This window comes from Winogradskyella aquimaris, assembly GCF_042676105.1.
Taxonomy (GTDB): domain Bacteria; phylum Bacteroidota; class Bacteroidia; order Flavobacteriales; family Flavobacteriaceae; genus Winogradskyella; species Winogradskyella aquimaris.
In genome coordinates this window covers 14,438-32,199 of record NZ_JBHTJQ010000002.1, presented here as the reverse complement: position 1 = coordinate 32,199, position 17,762 = coordinate 14,438, and the positions used below count along the sequence as shown (strand labels likewise).

At 35.1% G+C, this 17,762-nt stretch carries 18 protein-coding genes; 9 read left to right on the top strand and 9 right to left on the bottom strand.

Going from position 1 to position 17,762, the window contains the following annotated elements; all coding sequences use genetic code 11:
- The first annotated feature begins 67 nt into the window (after nucleotides 1-67).
- Nucleotides 68-604, top strand: a complete 537-nt coding sequence (locus ACFQ1K_RS00730) for an RNA methyltransferase (protein ID WP_320555744.1) — start codon at nucleotides 68-70, stop codon at nucleotides 602-604.
- A gap of 20 nt (nucleotides 605-624) precedes the next feature.
- A complete protein-coding gene (locus ACFQ1K_RS00725; protein WP_320555745.1) occupies nucleotides 625-1,140 on the top strand; it encodes a gamma carbonic anhydrase family protein in 516 nt (171 codons plus the stop codon).
- A gap of 5 nt (nucleotides 1,141-1,145) precedes the next feature.
- Here ACFQ1K_RS00725 and murI read toward each other — a convergent pair whose 3' ends face one another.
- The 8 genes from murI to ACFQ1K_RS00685 all read right to left on the bottom strand — a co-directional run bounded on the left by murI (nucleotide 1,146) and on the right by ACFQ1K_RS00685 (nucleotide 9,409).
- Complete coding sequence (gene murI / locus ACFQ1K_RS00720) at nucleotides 1,146-1,925, bottom strand: glutamate racemase (protein WP_320555746.1); 780 nt, start codon at nucleotides 1,923-1,925, stop codon at nucleotides 1,146-1,148.
- 66 nt (nucleotides 1,926-1,991) lie between these two features.
- Nucleotides 1,992-2,492 carry an OmpH family outer membrane protein gene (locus ACFQ1K_RS00715; protein WP_320555747.1) on the bottom strand — a complete coding sequence of 167 codons (501 nt, stop codon included), beginning with the start codon at nucleotides 2,490-2,492 and terminating at the stop codon, nucleotides 1,992-1,994.
- A 33-nt stretch (nucleotides 2,493-2,525) separates the two neighbouring features.
- Complete coding sequence (locus ACFQ1K_RS00710) at nucleotides 2,526-3,632, bottom strand: OmpH family outer membrane protein (RefSeq protein WP_320555748.1); 1,107 nt, start codon at nucleotides 3,630-3,632, stop codon at nucleotides 2,526-2,528.
- A 153-nt stretch (nucleotides 3,633-3,785) separates the two neighbouring features.
- Nucleotides 3,786-6,359 carry an outer membrane protein assembly factor BamA gene (gene bamA / locus ACFQ1K_RS00705; protein WP_320555749.1) on the bottom strand — a complete coding sequence of 858 codons (2,574 nt, stop codon included), beginning with the start codon at nucleotides 6,357-6,359 and terminating at the stop codon, nucleotides 3,786-3,788.
- Nucleotides 6,328-7,071 (bottom strand): isoprenyl transferase, encoded by a 744-nt coding sequence (locus tag ACFQ1K_RS00700; protein ID WP_320555750.1) that lies wholly within the window; start codon nucleotides 7,069-7,071, stop codon nucleotides 6,328-6,330. The genes bamA and ACFQ1K_RS00700 overlap by 32 nt, the downstream gene beginning before the upstream one ends.
- Complete coding sequence (gene porG, locus ACFQ1K_RS00695; RefSeq protein WP_320555751.1) at nucleotides 7,072-7,761, bottom strand: type IX secretion system protein PorG; 690 nt, start codon at nucleotides 7,759-7,761, stop codon at nucleotides 7,072-7,074.
- 110 nt (nucleotides 7,762-7,871) lie between these two features.
- Nucleotides 7,872-8,750 (bottom strand): NAD kinase, encoded by an 879-nt coding sequence (locus ACFQ1K_RS00690; protein ID WP_320555777.1) that lies wholly within the window; start codon nucleotides 8,748-8,750, stop codon nucleotides 7,872-7,874.
- A 2-nt stretch (nucleotides 8,751-8,752) separates the two neighbouring features.
- Nucleotides 8,753-9,409 carry a CBS domain-containing protein gene (locus tag ACFQ1K_RS00685; protein ID WP_320555752.1) on the bottom strand — a complete coding sequence of 219 codons (657 nt, stop codon included), beginning with the start codon at nucleotides 9,407-9,409 and terminating at the stop codon, nucleotides 8,753-8,755.
- Between the two features lie 92 nt (nucleotides 9,410-9,501).
- Here ACFQ1K_RS00685 and ACFQ1K_RS00680 point away from each other — a divergent pair, with 92 nt between their 5' ends.
- From ACFQ1K_RS00680 to clpX, 7 genes are all read left to right on the top strand, one after another.
- Nucleotides 9,502-10,215 carry a pyridoxine 5'-phosphate synthase gene (locus ACFQ1K_RS00680; RefSeq protein WP_320555753.1) on the top strand — a complete coding sequence of 238 codons (714 nt, stop codon included), beginning with the start codon at nucleotides 9,502-9,504 and terminating at the stop codon, nucleotides 10,213-10,215.
- On the top strand, nucleotides 10,212-10,976 hold the full coding sequence (locus tag ACFQ1K_RS00675) for an alpha/beta fold hydrolase (protein WP_320555754.1): 765 nt from the start codon (nucleotides 10,212-10,214) through the stop codon (nucleotides 10,974-10,976). The genes ACFQ1K_RS00680 and ACFQ1K_RS00675 overlap by 4 nt, the downstream gene beginning before the upstream one ends.
- Nucleotides 10,977-10,993: 17 nt before the next feature.
- A complete protein-coding gene (locus tag ACFQ1K_RS00670) occupies nucleotides 10,994-12,070 on the top strand; it encodes an energy transducer TonB (protein ID WP_320555755.1) in 1,077 nt (358 codons plus the stop codon).
- A gap of 13 nt (nucleotides 12,071-12,083) precedes the next feature.
- On the top strand, nucleotides 12,084-12,434 hold the full coding sequence (locus tag ACFQ1K_RS00665; protein WP_320555756.1) for a phage holin family protein: 351 nt from the start codon (nucleotides 12,084-12,086) through the stop codon (nucleotides 12,432-12,434).
- A 77-nt stretch (nucleotides 12,435-12,511) separates the two neighbouring features.
- Entirely contained in the window at nucleotides 12,512-13,834 is a 1,323-nt protein-coding gene (tig, locus tag ACFQ1K_RS00660; protein WP_320555757.1) for a trigger factor, read from the top strand.
- A 153-nt stretch (nucleotides 13,835-13,987) separates the two neighbouring features.
- Nucleotides 13,988-14,662, top strand: a complete 675-nt coding sequence (gene clpP / locus ACFQ1K_RS00655) for an ATP-dependent Clp endopeptidase proteolytic subunit ClpP (protein WP_320555758.1) — start codon at nucleotides 13,988-13,990, stop codon at nucleotides 14,660-14,662.
- A 93-nt stretch (nucleotides 14,663-14,755) separates the two neighbouring features.
- On the top strand, nucleotides 14,756-15,985 hold the full coding sequence (gene clpX / locus ACFQ1K_RS00650) for an ATP-dependent Clp protease ATP-binding subunit ClpX (protein ID WP_320555759.1): 1,230 nt from the start codon (nucleotides 14,756-14,758) through the stop codon (nucleotides 15,983-15,985).
- Nucleotides 15,986-16,234: 249 nt separating this feature from the next.
- Here the strand turns inward: clpX and ACFQ1K_RS00645 are convergent, their stop codons facing one another.
- Nucleotides 16,235-17,755, bottom strand: coding sequence for a GH3 auxin-responsive promoter family protein (locus tag ACFQ1K_RS00645; RefSeq protein ID WP_320555760.1), 1,521 nt, complete (start codon nucleotides 17,753-17,755; stop codon nucleotides 16,235-16,237).
- Between the last annotated feature and the right edge of the window lie 7 nt (nucleotides 17,756-17,762).

Below are 17,762 nucleotides of genomic sequence, written 5' to 3'. Positions count from 1 at the left end.
GCCAAATAGCCTTGTTTTATAAAGCCTTTTGACTATAAGTTATTTACAAAAAGTATAAGATTTCAACATGCGAAAACTAAAAAATAGCGAACTAGAACGTCTCAATATTTCTGAATTTAAAAAAGCTGAGAAGTCTCCAATAATTATAATTCTGGATAATATTCGTAGTCTTAACAATATTGGATCTGTCTTTAGAACAAGTGATGCCTTTTTGATTGAAAAAATTTATCTCTGTGGCATTACAGCACAACCACCTCATAACGATATTAGAAAAACTGCCTTAGGAAGTACAGAAACTGTAGATTGGGAATATGCCGAAAACACCCTTGATGTTGTAAAAAAGCTGAAGAGTGAAGGAATAAATATATGCTCGATAGAGCAAGCTGAAAATGCCACCATGCTGAATGAATTCAACCCAAAACCCAATACAAAATACGCTTTTGTGTTCGGTAATGAAGTTAAAGGTGTAAGACAAGATGTTGTAAACGTCAGCGATGTAGTTATTGAAATCCCTCAATATGGCACTAAACACTCTTTAAATATTTCTGTAAGTGCAGGAGTCGTTATTTGGGATGTTTTCTGTAAGATGACATGTATGGATTAAAAATATAAAAATTAGAACTAATGCCTATAATTAAACCAGTAAGAAATATACACCCACATATACCCGAGGATTGTTTCGTTGCCGAAAATGCTACCATTGTTGGAGAAGTTACCATCGGCAACCATTGCAGTGTTTGGTTTAATGCTGTTATCAGGGGTGATGTACATTTTATTAAAATGGGCAACAAAGTAAATGTACAAGATGGAGCCATAATACATGCTACATATCAAAAATCGCCAACAACCATTGGCAACAATGTTTCCATTGGTCATAATGCCATTGTACATGGTTGTACCATCCACGACAATGTGCTTATTGGTATGGGAAGTATTGTAATGGACGATTGTGTTATTGAAAGCAACAGTATTATTGCAGCAGGTGCTGTAGTAACCAAAAATACAGTTGTAGAGTCTGGCAGTATTTATGCTGGTGTGCCCGCCAAAAAAGTTAAGGACATTAGCAAAGAATTAATCTCGGATGAAATTGACAGAATTGCCAACAACTACGTCAAATATTCCAATTGGTTTAAAGAATAATAATCTTAAAAATCCAAATATGACGTGTCAAATGCACTATTGAGAATAGCATTTAACACCTCAATATTTCCATTTGAATACAACTTAATTGAGGGCTTTCCTTTATCTGAATTAAGCATTTCTTTACTAGATAGAATGGCTTTGGTTTGCTTTGCCACGGCCAAACCTGAGTCAATGATTTTGACATCTTTAGGCAGCAAATCCACTAACATTGGAATTAGGTAAGGATAGTGCGTACATCCCAAAACCAGATAATCTATATTAGCCTTGAGCATAGGCTCTAGATAGATTTCAAGTAACGATTTCATTTCGTCGGAGTGCAACTGACCAGATTCAATTAGTGGTACGATGCCCTCACCGACTTGCTCGACAACCTTTATACCATTAGCATAAAGGTCGGATGTTTTATGAAAAAGCTGACTACTTAATGTACCCTTGGTTGCCAAAATACCAACCGCTTTAGTTTTTGTGTTCAGTGCAGCAGGTTTAATTGCGGGCTCAATACCTATAAAAGGCACATCGTAAGTTGCTCTCAAATGGGCGATGGCATTAGTGGTTGCAGTATTGCAAGCCACAACAATAATTTTACATTCCTTGCCAAGAAGATACTCTGTGTTTTTTATAGAAAGATTTAATATGTCTTGTTCTGATTTGTTCCCATAGGGCGCATTTTTACTATCTGCCAAGTAGATAATGCTTTCGTAAGGCAATAACGTTTGTATTTCCTTAAAAATTGATGTGCCGCCCACACCAGAGTCAAATATGCCAACGGGATTATTACTCATTGTTACAAAAATAGAAAGTCGCCTTTAACAAAGCGACTTTCTAAATTAATTATTTTAAAAACTACATTATATTTTTAAATGTGCTTTTACATCAGCCATTAGATCTTTACCTTCAGCTAATATTAACATCCCTGAATCAATGACATATTGAAATCCTTGAGCCTTTGCTACGGTCTGAATGGCTGCATCTGCATTTTCTAAAATTGGCTTTAGCAAATCGTACTCCTTTTTCTGTAGATCTTGGTTCATCTGTTGTTGGTATTGTGCTAAACTTTGCTTCATACCCTCAACCTCTCTCATACGCTTTATATTTTCTTCTTCTGTCTGTGCAGCTGCTTCAGCATTATATTGCTTTACCTTACTATCTATCTCTTTCAAGGAATCTTGAAATTGAGCCTCATAAGTTTTACCTAGCTTCTCAATCTCGGCTTGTGCAGCAGCATAAGCAGGCATAGCCTTAACTAATTCTTGCTTATCAATATGTGCAATTTTACTTTGAGCCGACATAAAGCTCGATGCTCCTATGAAAAGTGCAGTTGCAAATAATAATGATTTTAAGTTTTTCATTTTTTCTAAATTGTAATTTGTGTGTTATAATTATTAATCGTTTTCTCTTTCTTCTTTCTTAGCTTGTGCTATTGAATCTCTAATTTTTAATTGCCTTTCTCGTTCTTCGCGAGCCTTTTTTCTTTGTTCTATAATTTTTTGTTTTCGCTCTTCGAGTTCTTTTCTTCTGCGTTCTCGATCTCTAGCTTTTATCTCCGCCGCAGTCAGTGGCTTTTTGGAACTAATAGAATCTTTCTTTGCCTCTGATTCATTTTTAGCATTTGATTTTTTGTTAACTACTTTGGCTTGAGTCGTGGTATCCTTTTCAGTTGTTTTTGTTTCTTCTTCAGTTGACTCTTTTTTATCATCGCTACCATTTCTAGCATCCAACACTTTTTGTCTGCGTGCATCAGCTTCACTCTTTCTGGCTGCTCTGATCGAATCTTGTCTTGCTCTTCTGGCTTCTAATTCCTTTTCCCTCTCGGCACGTTTTGCCGCTAATTCTGCTTCTCTAGCCGCTTTGCGTTCTTCCAGTGCTTTTTGGCGTTCGTCCTTTTCTTCACTAACCTCAGGAACAACCTCTTCATTTTCTAGTTCTTTGCGCTCTTGTTTGCTTTTAGCTTGATTTCGTCTTGAAGTTCTTGTTATGGTTCTTAAAACCTGTTCACTGATATCGTAACGCTCTGCAGAATAGAGCATGACTACATCTGCTGATTTATCAAAAACAAAATCATACTTTTTGGTTTCAGCAATTTGTTGTACTGCTGAAAATATCTGGTCTTGTATAGGCTCAATCAACTGTCTTTTTTGAATGATTAAATCGCCATTTGGCCCAAAACGTTTTTGCTGATAGTCTAATATTTCGGCTTCTTCAAAAGAAATATCTTCCATTCGCTCATCATATAGCTCCTTGGTTAGAAGCACGCTTTCATTTTCAAGCTCTTTCTTTTTTTGCTCAATCTCACCAAGCTTTTTCTCTATTTCTGATTTCCATTGAAGCACTTTTTTATCTAATTGGCTTGAAGCATCTTGATATTCTGGCACGTTTTGTAAAATGTACTCCGTATCAATATACCCTATTCTAACACCACGTTGTGCGTTAATACTAAAGCTCATTAGACCAATAATTGTCATTAAAAAAAGAACTTTAAATTTCATCATGATTGTTTTTGTTTTGAGACATTTGTTAATTACCATATGTTTAATATTGGTATTTAATGCTACTAATCTTCAAATTTAACGAAATATATCCTTAAAAATTTTAACACCATAATGAAATACTCATTTTAGCAATTAGAAAATATCGTGCCAAACTTAAAATTGTTGTCCAATAATGAAATGCGTTTCCCATTTTCTTGGTGAAGTTCCATCTGGCAAATCATCAAAGGCATGACCAAAGTCTATACCTAAGAGACCAAAGGCTGGCATAAAGATTCTAAGACCTACACCTGCCGAACGTCTGACGTTAAACGGATTAAAGTCTTTAAAACTATTAACAGATTGCCCACCTTCTAAAAATCCTAAAGCATAAATTTTAGCCTGTGCTCCTAAAGTTATGGCATGACGAAGTTCTAGTGAGAATTTATTGTAGATTGAACCTCCATCCTGGGTAGATAAAGATTGATTTGGATATCCACGTAACTGAATGATTTCCCTACCATCTAGAGCGAAGTTTCCTAAACCGTCACCACCAACAAAAAAGCGCTCAAAAGGTATGATCCCTCTGTCTTTATTATAGGCACCAAGAAAACCAAATTCTACGCTTGGTCTTAAAACTAGCTTTTTGGTTAATGCTGTGTACCAATCTGCTCTAAATTTAATTTTGTAAAATTCCAACCAATTAAAGCGCTCTTGGTCTATCTCACCAATTCTTGCAAAATCATCAGGATCTGAAGGATCTAACGAATCACGCTCATCTTTAAGAGCCTTGTAATCGACGCCATTAACTAAAGAATAAGGAAATGACAATTTAGCAGAGGCTGTAAAGCTAGATCCTCCTGTTGGGAATATTGGATCTGTAAACAAATTGTTTCTACTTAAACCAATGGTATAAGAAAGGTTATTTGATGTACCGTTTCCAAAGGTGAACAAACCAGTGTTATAGTTGCTTAAATCATAGTTTTGGAAACTTAATGATTGTGATAATAAAAAGTAGTCATCCGGCTTACTTAATCTTGTAGATATTCCAACTGTTACACCGAGGATATTAAATCTTCTACTTTTATCTGCTCTTCTTGTTTGTTGGTTAAATAAAAATTGCTTAGAGTAAGAAATAGAACTGGATAACTGAAATGGCTTTTTACCACCAAGCCAAGGTTCGCTAAAAGAAAAACTATAAGTTTGAAAAAACTGACTGGCCTGCAACCTCAAAGCTAAACTCTGACCATCACCTCGTGGTACAGGTTTGTATGCATCTTTCTTAAAAATATCCTTTATCGCAAAGTTATTGAACGATAATCCCAAAGTTCCTATAAATCCACCGCCGCCGTAACCACCTTGTAATTGGATTTGACTAGAACCTTGCTCCGCAACTTCATATTCTATATCCAATGTTCCATCTACTGGATTGGGGTTTTTAATATTAGGAACCAATTGCTGCGCATCAAAGAACCCTAATTGACCAAGCTCTCTCAAGGTTCTAATAATTTGAGATTTACTATACAACTCTCCTGGACGCGTTCTTATCTCTCTATAGATAACATGGTCATTGGTAACATCATTTCCTACCACCGTTACATTATTAAAATATGCAGGCTTACCTTCAGAAATACGAATTTCCATGTCTATCACGTTGCCTTCTGCACTAACCTCAACTGGGTTAATTGTAGAGAACATGTAACCTGTATTTTGATAAGCATTAGCTAAACTCTGAGCGTCAGGATTCTCCGGGTCGTCTATGCGTTCTCTTAACTCAACACCATTATAGGTGTCACCTTCCTTTATGCCTAGTAGCATCGCCAACTGTCGGTCGCTATAGACTGTATTACCTACAAAATCAATTTTACCGAAGGTGTACTTTTCACCTTCCTCTACTTCAATATTTAAACTAATCGTTTTATCATTATTGTATACAATGGAATCTGAGATAATTCTGGCATCTCTATACCCCTTTTCTTTGTATTGATCTACGATACTCACCAAATCTTCCCTAAAATCTTCTTCGATATACTTTGAACGCTTAAAAACACGGATAAAGTTTCTACGCTTGGTGTTTTTCATTGCCTTACGAAGCTTTTTATCCTTCAGTTTTTCGTTTCCAATAAAGTTGATATCCTTGATTTTAACTTTCTGACCCTTATCTATTTTGATCTTCATGTTAACACGTTCCTTTTCTACAGAGTCTATTACTTCTGAGGTTTGGATGTTAACTTTGGTATTGAGAAATCCTTTCTTTTTATACTTGTTCGTTAAGTAATTTCTTGTAGTTGCAATTAAGTTTTCGGTAACCTTTACTCCAGATTGTAATTTATTTTCAGTTATAATTTCATCTTTTTTACCTTTCTTAACGCCTTCTATGGTTAAATCCTTTAGTTCTGGTAAATCCATAAGATGGATTTCTAAATTGGCTGTATTTCCATCTATGTCCGTAATAAAAATATCTATACTGCTAAAAAGATTGGATTTCCATAAGGTCTTAACAGCATTTGCAATTTTTTCTCCACCAACCTGGATTTCTTCGTCTTTTCTCAGTTTAGAATAGGCAATAATCGTTTGTGGGCTAAAATTTGTATTACCCGTAACTGTGATTTCCTTAATTAAATACTTCGCTCCATCCTGGGCTTGCGCATTAACATGAAATTGTACTATAAAAAATAATACAATGCAAATTAGCTTAATATAGTTATTGGATGCTTTTTTATGAGGTAAGTTGTTCGCTTGTTTTTCCAAATCTTCGTTCTCTATTTTGATAATTTATGAGTGCTTCATACAGATGTTCTTTGTTGAAATCTGGCCATAAAATATCCGTAAAATACAATTCTGCATAGGCAATTTGCCAAAGCAAAAAATTACTGATTCGTTGTTCACCACTAGTGCGAATTAGCAGGTCAACATCTGGTAAATTTTGCGTGTAAAGATGCTTATTTATAATGGATTCATCAATACTTTCAGGAGAAATTATATTATTTTTAACTTTAACTGATAGTTCTTTAATAACATTAACGATTTCTTCACGAGAGCCATAGCTCAAGGCCAATGTTAATGTCATATTCGTATTATTTTTGGTTTTTTCTATAACATCCAATAATTCTTGATGTGCTTTTTTAGGCAAATCTTGAAGACAACCAATAGCTGAAAGCTTTATCTTGTTGTCCTGCAAGGTTTTAATTTCCTTTTTTAAAGATTTTACCAAAAGTTTCATTAGTGTTTGGACTTCTAGTTTTGGCCTATTCCAGTTCTCTGTAGAGAAAGCGTATAATGTAAGATTCTTAACACCCAACTCTGCACTTGCCTCAACAACTTGACGCACCGCTTTAGTCCCGTTCTCATGACCTATAACACGCATTAAGCCTTGCTGCTTTGCCCAACGACCGTTACCGTCCATGATAATGGCGACATGGTGTGGAAGTTTTTCTTTATTTACTTTTTCTTTTAGGCTCATTTAAAATCCACAATAACAAGGTCTTCTACCAAAGGTGTAAGTTAAGGTAATTCCTGTAAATACATACCAATCATTACTATTTGTATTCCCAAAACTCAATTGTTCTCTAAATTCATTATCTGGCACGCTACCATCAAGTTCGTCCGAAAATGTGTAACGAGCTCCAATTTCCGCTGCCAAAACTAAGTGGTTCGAAATATTGGTTTTATAACCCAATACCATGGGTATACCATATGCCCAGCTACTTGTATCTTCAGAGGTATATTGCCCATTTTGGGTAAAGTAATAATTATCGTGATTTGCTACTGATATCCCAGTATACAGATAAGGTGTTCCCTTAATGCCAGTAGTATGTAAATCAAAATCCCAAAATGTAAATTCCATCCCGGCGGATATTTCCAAAATACTTGTGTTAAACTGATATCCTCTTTGAACCCTTCTAGGATCATCAGATTTTCCGTCAACACCCTCCAGATCAGAAAATATAATTGATGCTCTAAAGGAATGCCTTGGACTCCTATTCCATTTAAAAATACCACCTATAGCCACTTGATTTGGCGATATGTAATTTGTGGCACCTACATCTCCGATAAAATTACTTCCACCAGCAAATATACCAACCTCATAAATTTGAGCATTAGTGATTTGCATAAAAAATATACTCGTAAAAATCAGGATTAAATACCTCATAAATTTTTCAAAGTTTGCAAATATAACAATTATGATTAGCCTATTACAATTTGACAGAAATTGTCTTAGAGATAAACAGTATTTATGGGCTTTTATTGTATAAAAAAGGCTTAATTACGACGGTCTTCTCCCCAAAGTAATTTTTTCCTTAGCGTGTCTAAAAAAGTTTCATTTAGTCGCTCGACCATCTTAATGGCAAAATCAGCTTTTTTGATGGTCACAGTTGTAGTATTTGGCAATGTCACTATCCTAGAGTCTAAAGACATTAAAAATTGATCTTCTCGACCATCCACTTTGAAGGTCACAATCGTTTTATCTGGAATAATTAAGGGACGTGCACTTAAGTTGTGCGGAGCAATTGGTGTCAGTGCAAAATTATTAGCTTCTGGCGTGATAACTGGACCACCACAACTTAGTGAATACCCTGTAGAACCAGTTGGTGTAGATAAAATAAGACCATCTGCCCAGTACGATGTTAAATACTCACCATCAAGATGTGTTTCTACCGTAATCATGGATGTTGTGTTCTTTCTACTTAATGCAATCTCATTAAGCGCATAATTAGTATCGCCAATACTATTATTATCTGGCTGAGTGGTCACATGTAATAAGGTGCGCTCTGATATTTTGTAGTCGCCATTAAAAATTTGAGCAATGGCATCTTCAATTTCCTCAGTTTGAATGGTTGCCAAAAAACCCAGACGCCCTGTATTGATACCTACGATTGGTATACCGGTATCCCTAACATGAGTAATTGTTCTTAATATGGTACCATCACCACCTATACTTACCAATAAGTCATAGCTTTTATCTAACTCTGAAAACGTTTTTAAAAAGGGATTGTTTCGGATTTCTTCTAATTGTTGATCAAAAAAATCTGCTTCAACCAAAATCTCAACCTCATATTTCAAAAGCACCTCTATTAAAATTTTTAGGGCACTCTGTGTAGAATCCTTGACATAATTCTGACCATAAATCGCAACCTTCATCATTACATATTTAGGTATTTATCTAAATAATCGGAGCGTTCTTTAAGGCTCTCTATGTATGAATCCTCTTCATGTCCTGATACAATGTTATAACTATAGCGCCTAAAGGTTTGAATAACTTCATTTAGACTTGTATTGGCAATTTTTAAGGTAATCTGAACCAAATCCGAACTCATCTTTGAAACAAATGCTCCTAACAATTTTGCATCATTAGATTCCACGATCTGACTCACTTCACTAAACGAATAATCATGAATCCCTTTCTCAACTATGAGTATACCACCAGGCTCAGCAAAAAAAGGAGTTTCATTAAAAAGGTGGATAATATCATTAAGTTCATAATACCCTAAGTAGGTATTCTTCTCATCAAGAACAGGCATTATATTCGAATCATTTTGTGCAAACGATTCTAGGACATCAAGCCAATTGGTTGTATCCCTCACAAAAAAGCCTTCAATGGTATGGCTACAATCACTTATAGCTATAGCACTATCAAAACAATGTACATCAGTTTCAGAAATACAACCCATATAAACTCCTTCACTTTGAATAGGTATGTGTGAATAGGTGAGCTGATTAAAAAGCATCTGTAAATCACCTATTTTATCGGTGATTTTAAGTGGTTTTATATCGTTTATAACAAAATCCTGCAACTGCATAATCGGTGTTTGAATATCCTGCAAATTAATCAAAAATAACTACAATAACCCAAGATGAGTTCTGTATTTTTGTTATTCAAAATAATTAGAAAATGACAAAGCTAAGTGTTAACATAAATAAGATCGCAACACTAAGAAACAGTCGTGGCGGTGATGTGCCAAACGTAGTTCAATTTGCAAAAGACGCACAACGATTTGGCGCGGAAGGTATTACTATTCACCCAAGACCGGACGAAAGACATATACGTTATCAAGATGCGTATGATTTGAAACCTGAAGTCTATACAGAATATAATATTGAGGGCAATCCAATCCCTAAATTTATAGATTTGGTTATTGATATAAAACCTACCCAGGTGACCTTGGTGCCAGATGCTGAAGATGCCATTACCTCAAATGCAGGTTGGGATACCATAAAGCATAAAGATTTTCTTATAGATGTTATTAAAGAATTTAAGAACAATGGAATTCGAACTTCTATTTTTGTAGATCCAGATTTACACCAAATTGAAGGAGCTAAAGAAACAGGCACTGACCGAATAGAACTTTACACCGAAGCGTTTGCACATCAGTTTAGCTTAGGAAACAAAGACGGCATAAAACCTTATATGGAATGTGCAGGCTTAGCAAACACCTTGGATATAGGGATCAACGCTGGGCACGACCTGTCATTGGACAACATTAAATTTTTCAAAGAAAATATTACCGGACTTTTAGAGGTGTCTATTGGACACGCTCTAATAGCTGAAAGCTTGTATCTTGGTGCTGAAAAAGTTATTAAAATGTATCTAGACAAATTAAAATGATTTTACATTCAAATATTATTGGTGATGGCAAACCATTTATTATCCTCCATGGTTTTTTGGGTATGGGCGATAATTGGAAAACCTTGGCTAAAGAATTTTCAGAATCTAACTATCAAGTACATTTGGTTGACCAACGCAACCATGGTCGTAGTTTTCATTCTGAAGACTTTGACTATGAATTAATGGCAGCCGATTTAAAAGCCTACTGTGACCACCATAACCTAAGTGATATAATTTTATTGGGACATTCCATGGGAGGCAAAACGGCTATGTTATTCGCAGCAACTTACCCGGAATTGGTTAATAAACTCATTGTTGCTGACATTTCACCACGCTTCTACCCTGTACACCACGACACTATTTTAGAAGGTTTAAATAGTCTAGATTTTTCAAAGATAAAAAGTCGAGGTGAGGCGGATGAAGCACTGAGCAATTACATTAAAGACCAAGGAATTCGTATGTTTTTACTCAAAAATCTGTATTGGGTAAAAAAAGGACAGTTAGGATTGCGAATCAATCTCCCTGTATTAAAAGAGAATGTTTCAGAAGTTGGAGAGGCCTTACCAATTCATGCCATTTTTAATAAAGATACACTGTTTTTACGTGGTGACCGATCAGAATACATCGGTGAGCAAGATGAAACTATAATCCATCGCCATTTCCCAAACTCTAAAATTGTCACCATTGCAAACGCAGGTCATTGGCTACATGCAGAAAATCCTGATGATTTTCATAAAGCTGTAATTGATTTTATTAAATAAAAAGATTATTTTCAAATATGAGACAAACAATTATACTAATAGTTTATTTATTCTCAATTCAATTTTTATTAGCTCAAGATAAACCAGATGGTCCTTATCAAAACTTTTATGATACTGGAGAATTATTTGTTGTAGGCCAATATAAAAATGATGAAAGAGTTGGTGAGTGGAAACAATATTATAAAAATGGACAGGTTTCACGCATTTATAGTTATACCGATGGTGAGTTAAATAAAGAAGAGATTAATTTTTATGATACTGGTATAGTGAGTAAAAAGATTGTAAAAGTTGATGAAGACTTTATTGTGTATGGATATTATGAAAGCGGCGAATTAGAATATGAAAGACAATTAACTTCTGGCTATTACAAAGGTTTTTATGAAGATGGAGGACTTGAGATTGAGGCTAATTATTTTGAAGATGAATTGGCTGGTAAATGGAAATTATACAATGAAGATGGAAAGTTAGAATGGATAGTAACTTATGAAGATGGATATAGAAATGGCCCGTATGAACAATTTTACAGTAATGGAAAATTAAAGGTTGAAGGCACAATTTTAAAAGAAAAAAAACAGGGTATAGAAATGCGTTATGATGAAAATCAAACGCTTATTTGGAAGGGCTATTATAATAATGATAAATTTTCAGATATATGGATTCGATATGATGAAAACGGGGAGAAAGTTGAAAAAATTAAAATAAAAGATGATCCTTCGATTTTAAATCTCGAAGCAACTAAGGTGCCAGACGGTGTTATACAAAAAGTACCTGTATATCCCGGTTGTGAAGTAGTATTTGGTAATAAGGCTCGTAAAAAGTGCATAAATGAAGGTGTTTCTAAGTTTATAGGCGCAAAATTTAATACTACTTTAGCCAGTAGATTAGGTCTTTACGGCAGGCAAAGAATTATATTAAATTTTAAAATCGATAAAGAAGGAAAAGTTACTGATGCGAAAGCTAGAGCATATCATCCTGGCTTGGTCGAAGAAGCCATTAGGGTAATAAATCTATTACCTACAGTTAAACCAGGAGAACAAAGGGGTGAACCTGTAACCATACCATTTTCAATACCAATAATATTTGTAGTAGAATAAAAACCTATTAATCATGAATTTGATAATTAAACTCCTATTAAACGCCTTAGCTGTATTTATTTTGGCTCACCTCCTAAATGGTGTTACTGTAGATGGGTACGTTGGCGCCATAATAGTTGCTATTGTTTTGGCAATCCTCAACGTATTCGTTAAGCCTATTCTGGTGATTTTTACATTACCAGTAACCATTTTAACATTGGGATTATTCTTATTAGTCATAAATGCTTTAATTATTCTTTTGGCCGATAAATTAGTAGACGGATTTGCTGTTAACAGTTTTTGGACAGCCATTCTATTTAGCATTTTGTTGTCTATCCTTCAGTCTATTTTATATAGCATCTTCAAAGAGCAAAAAACCGACTAAAAACCAATTGTTTAAACTGTTGTAGGGTTGTTAAAAATATTGTATTTTTGCAGCCCAATTTTAGTTACTAATTCATAATGAATATTACAAGAGAAAACATCGACGCATTAAATGCAGTTGTAAAAGTAGATATCGCTAAAGAAGATTACAGCGATAAAGTTGAAAAGATCTTATCAGATTACCGTAAGTCTGCTAACATTCCTGGATTTAGAAAAGGCCATGTTCCTATGAGCCTAGTTAAGAAACAATATGGTAAAGCGGTGTTAGTCGATGAAGTTAATAAATTACTTCAAGATGCTATAGGCAAGTATCTGGTTGAAGAAAAATTAGACGTTTTAGGTAACCCATTACCAAAAGCTCAAGATGATTTAGACTGGGATGCTGATGCCTTTTCCTTTGAGTTTGAATTAGGTTTAGCGCCAGAATTTGAAGTAAAACTAAAAGGAAAAAAAGCAATTACCCATTACAATATTGTTGCAGACGACAAGATGATTGAGAACCAGGTTAAGCATATCCAAAAGCAATATGGCAAATTGGTATCTCAAAATGAAATAACTAAAGATTCTGAAATCACTGGTAAATTTTCCAACGAGGAAGAAGGCATTGAGAATGTTGCAACAATCACTTTAGACAAATTGAAGGGAAAAACAAATCCTAAAAAATTCATTGGAGCTAAAGTTGGTGATGTTATTGAACTTAAAACCAAAGGACTTTTTAATGACGATCATGATTTAATGACATTCCTTAAAGTTTCGCACGATGACGCACATGGCTTAGATGTTACGGTAAACTTTGAAGTATCTGAAATTAACCAAAGAGAGCTAGCCGATTTAGATCAAGAATTGTTTGATAAACTTTTTGGTCCAAAGGTGGTGACTTCAGTTACGGAGTTAAAACAAAAAATAAAAGAAGATTCTGAAAAGCAGTTTGCACAGCAAGGAGACCAGAAATTATTGAATGATGTAACTGAGTATTTGCTAGAAAGTACATCGTTTGATTTACCTGCCGAATTCCTTCAAAAATGGATGCAGACCGCTGGTGAAGAACCAATGACGGAAGAGCAGGCTAAAGAAGAATATGAAAAGTCTGAAAAAAGCATGCGTTACCAACTTATAGAAGGTAAGCTCATTGCAGACCATAATTTACAGGTTCAATTTGAAGAATTGAAAGCTTATGCTATGGAAATGATCAAAGGACAAATGGCACAGTTTGGTCAATTGAATCCTTCTGAAAAAGAACTAGAAGATATTGCTGCTCGCATCATGTCCAACCAAGATGAGGTTAAGCGATTATCAGAACAGTTAATGAGTCAAAAATTATTAAACCTTTACAAAAACGAAGCAAATCTTAAAACAAAGGAAATCACTTACGATGATTTTGTTAAAGAATTCTACAGTTAAGGTTATTGAATAAATTAGTATCTTTAAGGCGTAGAACTGAATAGTTTTACGCTTTTTTTTGGCACTCATTTCCGCAAGAATTTTGTGTCAACTTGAACTCGTTTCAGGACCTCATAACTATAAATTTCATTAATTATAAATAACTAGATTTAAATGAATTACGGAAAAGAATTTGAAAAGTTCGCAATAAAGGATCAAGGCATAAACAGTGCACATTATGACAAAATCATAACAAGCATGTACCCAACCAACCTAACACCAAATATTATCGAAGAGCGTCAAATGAACGCGGTTGCCATGGACGTATTTTCTCGTCTTATGATGGACCGTATCATATTTCTTGGTACTGGAGTAAACGATCAAGTAGCTAATATCATACAAGCGCAGTTATTGTTTTTGCAAAGTGTAGATGCTTCAAAAGATATTCAAATATATATCAACTCACCAGGTGGTTCGGTTTATGCTGGTTTGGGTATTTATGATACCATGCAATTTGTGAAGCCAGATGTTGCTACGATTTGTACTGGAATTGCAGCTTCTATGGCAGCTGTATTATTATGTGCTGGTGAAAAAGGGAAACGTTCTGCTTTAAAACACTCTCGTGTGATGATCCACCAACCAATGAGTGGCACACAAGGTCAAGTCTCCGATATGGAAATTGCCGTACGTGAAACTTTAAAAGTAAAAGAAGAACTTTACAATATCATCTCTAAACATTCAGGAAAATCCTATGAACAAGTCGAAAAGGATTCCGATAGAGATTATTGGATGCGATCTAATGAAGCATTAGAATACGGTATGATCGATGAAGTTTTGGAGCGCAAGTAAAATAGTTTATTACTAGAAAAGCGTTTTTAAAAATACTTAAAGTAAATAAAGTAGGCTTAAGTTTTGTTAAAGCCCTACAATTTAAAACAAAAGATGGCGAAAGAAGAATTAGAATGTTCATTCTGTGGTAGAAAAAAATCAGAGACCAATTTATTAATTGCAGGCTTGGATGCACATATTTGTGACCGTTGTATAGAACAAGCTCATGGTATTGTTATAGAAGAATCTAAGCAATCAGGCAATTCTGAACTGAGTTCTGAGCTTATGCTAAAAAAGCCAAAGGAGATTAAAGCCTTCTTGGATGAGTATATCATAGGGCAAGAATACACTAAACGAGTGATGTCTGTTGCGGTTTACAACCATTACAAGCGATTGTTACAACCACCTTCGGATGATGATATTGAAATACAAAAAAGTAACATCATTATGGTTGGGCAAACCGGTACCGGTAAAACCTTAATGGCAAAAACGGTTGCTCGTATGCTGAATGTACCACTAGCAATTGTAGATGCCACCGTTTTAACTGAAGCGGGTTATGTCGGTGAGGATGTTGAGAGTATCTTAACACGTTTGTTGCAAGCGGCAGATTACAACCTTGAAAAGGCACAACGCGGTATCGTTTTTATCGATGAAATTGATAAAATAGCACGCAAGAGCGATAATCCTTCCATAACTAGGGATGTCTCTGGTGAAGGTGTGCAACAAGCCTTGTTAAAGCTTTTAGAAGGCACTGTGGTTAATGTCCCTCCAAAAGGAGGCCGTAAGCACCCTGATCAGAAGTTTATTGAAGTAAATACAGAACATATTTTATTTATTGCGGGAGGTGCCTTTGATGGCATTGAACGCATCATAACCAAACGACTCAATATGCAAGCCATTGGTTATAGTTCTATAAAAGATGACCATGTAGATGACGACAATATCCTTCAGTACATTATACCAAAAGACCTAAAGGATTTTGGTTTGATTCCAGAAATTATAGGTCGTTTACCTGTTTTAACGCACATGGACCCATTAGATGCCAATACACTAAGAGCCATCTTAACTGAACCTAAGAATGCCATTATCAAACAATACAAAAAATTGTTTGCTATGGATGAGGTTGATTTTACAATAACGGATGGTGCTTTAGACTATATAGTTGAAAAAGCCATAGAGTACAAACTTGGTGCTCGTGGTTTGCGTTCGCTTTGTGAGGAAATCTTAACCGAAGCCATGTTTGATCTTCCTGGTTCGGGAGAATCAAAGTTGAATGTGACCAAATCTTATGCTGAAGACAGGTTAAGTAAATCTACTTTGAAAAAATTAAAAGCGGTGTCTTAAATAGAATATTAAATAGGAAAAAAAGAAACCACAATTATATAATTGTGGTTTTTTTTATGGTTAGGATTGATTAATAAATATTGCTGACAATATGTTATATAATTTTAGGGAATTAATTAATAGCATGTTTATTTACAGCTAATATAGAATCAACTTCAAAGCATCAACTCTTTTTTGGTTGAAGTTATTTTAAATCTCGTTGTATGAAATTTACATGACCATTTTTACGATGAATGGGGTTGAGAAAATTTAAGCCTTATTATTTAATGCCAATAGTTCGTCTAGGTAATCTCTAGAGTTAGAAAGGCGCGGTACTTTATGCTGCCCGCCAAGTTTATTGTTTTCCTTTAACCAATCGTAGAATAAATTGGTTCTGGCACAGTGAATCTTGGGCTTATTCAAGGTCATATTGTTGTAGCGCTTCGCTTCATAGTCTGAGTTTAGAGCCTTTAAAGCATTGTCGAACAACTCCTCAAAATAGGACATGTTTTTTGGCGGTGTTTTAAACTCAATAATCCACTCATGTGCTCCTTTTTCCTTGCCTTTCATAAAGATAGGCGCTGCAGTATACTCTACAATCTCAGCTGAGGTTCGCTTACATACTTTCTTCAGTGCGTCCTCAGCATTTTCGATAATTAGTTCTTCTCCAAAAGCATTGATGTGATGTTTGGTTCTTCCCGACACCTTTATTCGATGAGGTTTTAAACTCACAAACCTAATGGTATCACCTATTTTATACCGCCAAAGTCCAGCATTGGTTGTAATCACTACGGCATAATTTTTACCCAATTCCACATCACTTAAAGGGATTACCTTCTGATCCTTGGTGCCATAGGTATCCATCGGAATAAACTCGTAGAAGATACCGTAATCTAACATCAATAATAAATCGCCTGAGTAATTCTGATCTTGTATGGCAAAGAAGCCTTCAGAAGCGTTATAAATTTCATAATATTTAAAATCCTTTCTAGGAAGAATAGCGCGATACTGTTCTATATAAGGATTAAAACTTACTCCTCCATGGAAATAAACTTCTAGGTTGGGCCAAATATCAAAAAGATTGTCCTTTCCTGTTTGATCCAAAACATTGTTTAAAAGTACCAGCATCCACGACGGTACACCAGCCAAGCTCGTGACGTTCTCTTCAATGGTTTCGGTGACAATTGCCTGCATTTTACTTTCCCATTCACTCATTAAAGATACTTTACTGCTTGGAGTACTGCTAAATTCTGCCCAAAATGGCATATTATCAATTAGAATAGCACTCAAATCTCCAAAAACAGTTCCGTTTTCCTTATAAAGTTCCTTACTACCTCCTAAGCGTAAACTTTTACCTGTAAATAATTGCGCACCTTCGTTATTATTAAGATACATGCACAGTAAATCTTTACTTGCTGCATAGTGACAATCCTCTAAGGAATCTGTACTAACAGGAATAAATTTGCTCTTAGAAGCTGTGGTCCCACTAGATTTTGCGAACCACCTTATGGGTCTTGGCCAGAAAATGTTTTGTTCGCCGTTGCGCGATCGTTCTATTAGCGGTTGAACATCTTCATAACTCACTATTGGTAAGCGCTCGGAAAACTCCCTATATGTTTTTATTGAGGCAAAATCGTGTTGTTTACCAATTTCTGTATCCTTAGCAAATTTAAGAAGACTAAAAAGCAGTTCGTTCTGGACTTCGTTTGGGTATTTCAAAAACAATTCTATCTGGTGAATTCGTTTTTTCAAAAACCAAGAAGCAATTGAATTTACAATAGGAATTGGCATATTTTGG

What these genes read in the sequence shown, in the direction of transcription:
- ACFQ1K_RS00730 (WP_320555744.1), top strand. Translation starts at nt 68, where the DNA reads ATGCGAAAACTAAAAAATAGCGAACTAGAACGTCTCAATATTTCTGAA.
- ACFQ1K_RS00725 (WP_320555745.1), top strand. Translation starts at nt 625, where the DNA reads ATGCCTATAATTAAACCAGTAAGAAATATACACCCACATATACCCGAG.
- murI (WP_320555746.1), bottom strand. Translation starts at nt 1,925, where the DNA reads ATGAGTAATAATCCCGTTGGCATATTTGACTCTGGTGTGGGCGGCACA.
- ACFQ1K_RS00715 (WP_320555747.1), bottom strand. Translation starts at nt 2,492, where the DNA reads ATGAAAAACTTAAAATCATTATTATTTGCAACTGCACTTTTCATAGGA.
- ACFQ1K_RS00710 (WP_320555748.1), bottom strand. Translation starts at nt 3,632, where the DNA reads ATGATGAAATTTAAAGTTCTTTTTTTAATGACAATTATTGGTCTAATG.
- ACFQ1K_RS00700 (WP_320555750.1), bottom strand. Translation starts at nt 7,071, where the DNA reads ATGAGCCTAAAAGAAAAAGTAAATAAAGAAAAACTTCCACACCATGTC.
- porG (WP_320555751.1), bottom strand. Translation starts at nt 7,761, where the DNA reads ATGAGGTATTTAATCCTGATTTTTACGAGTATATTTTTTATGCAAATC.
- ACFQ1K_RS00690 (WP_320555777.1), bottom strand. Translation starts at nt 8,750, where the DNA reads ATGAAGGTTGCGATTTATGGTCAGAATTATGTCAAGGATTCTACACAG.
- ACFQ1K_RS00685 (WP_320555752.1), bottom strand. Translation starts at nt 9,409, where the DNA reads ATGCAGTTGCAGGATTTTGTTATAAACGATATAAAACCACTTAAAATC.
- ACFQ1K_RS00680 (WP_320555753.1), top strand. Translation starts at nt 9,502, where the DNA reads ATGACAAAGCTAAGTGTTAACATAAATAAGATCGCAACACTAAGAAAC.
- ACFQ1K_RS00675 (WP_320555754.1), top strand. Translation starts at nt 10,212, where the DNA reads ATGATTTTACATTCAAATATTATTGGTGATGGCAAACCATTTATTATC.
- ACFQ1K_RS00670 (WP_320555755.1), top strand. Translation starts at nt 10,994, where the DNA reads ATGAGACAAACAATTATACTAATAGTTTATTTATTCTCAATTCAATTT.
- ACFQ1K_RS00665 (WP_320555756.1), top strand. Translation starts at nt 12,084, where the DNA reads ATGAATTTGATAATTAAACTCCTATTAAACGCCTTAGCTGTATTTATT.
- tig (WP_320555757.1), top strand. Translation starts at nt 12,512, where the DNA reads ATGAATATTACAAGAGAAAACATCGACGCATTAAATGCAGTTGTAAAA.
- clpP (WP_320555758.1), top strand. Translation starts at nt 13,988, where the DNA reads ATGAATTACGGAAAAGAATTTGAAAAGTTCGCAATAAAGGATCAAGGC.
- clpX (WP_320555759.1), top strand. Translation starts at nt 14,756, where the DNA reads ATGGCGAAAGAAGAATTAGAATGTTCATTCTGTGGTAGAAAAAAATCA.
- ACFQ1K_RS00645 (WP_320555760.1), bottom strand. Translation starts at nt 17,755, where the DNA reads ATGCCAATTCCTATTGTAAATTCAATTGCTTCTTGGTTTTTGAAAAAA.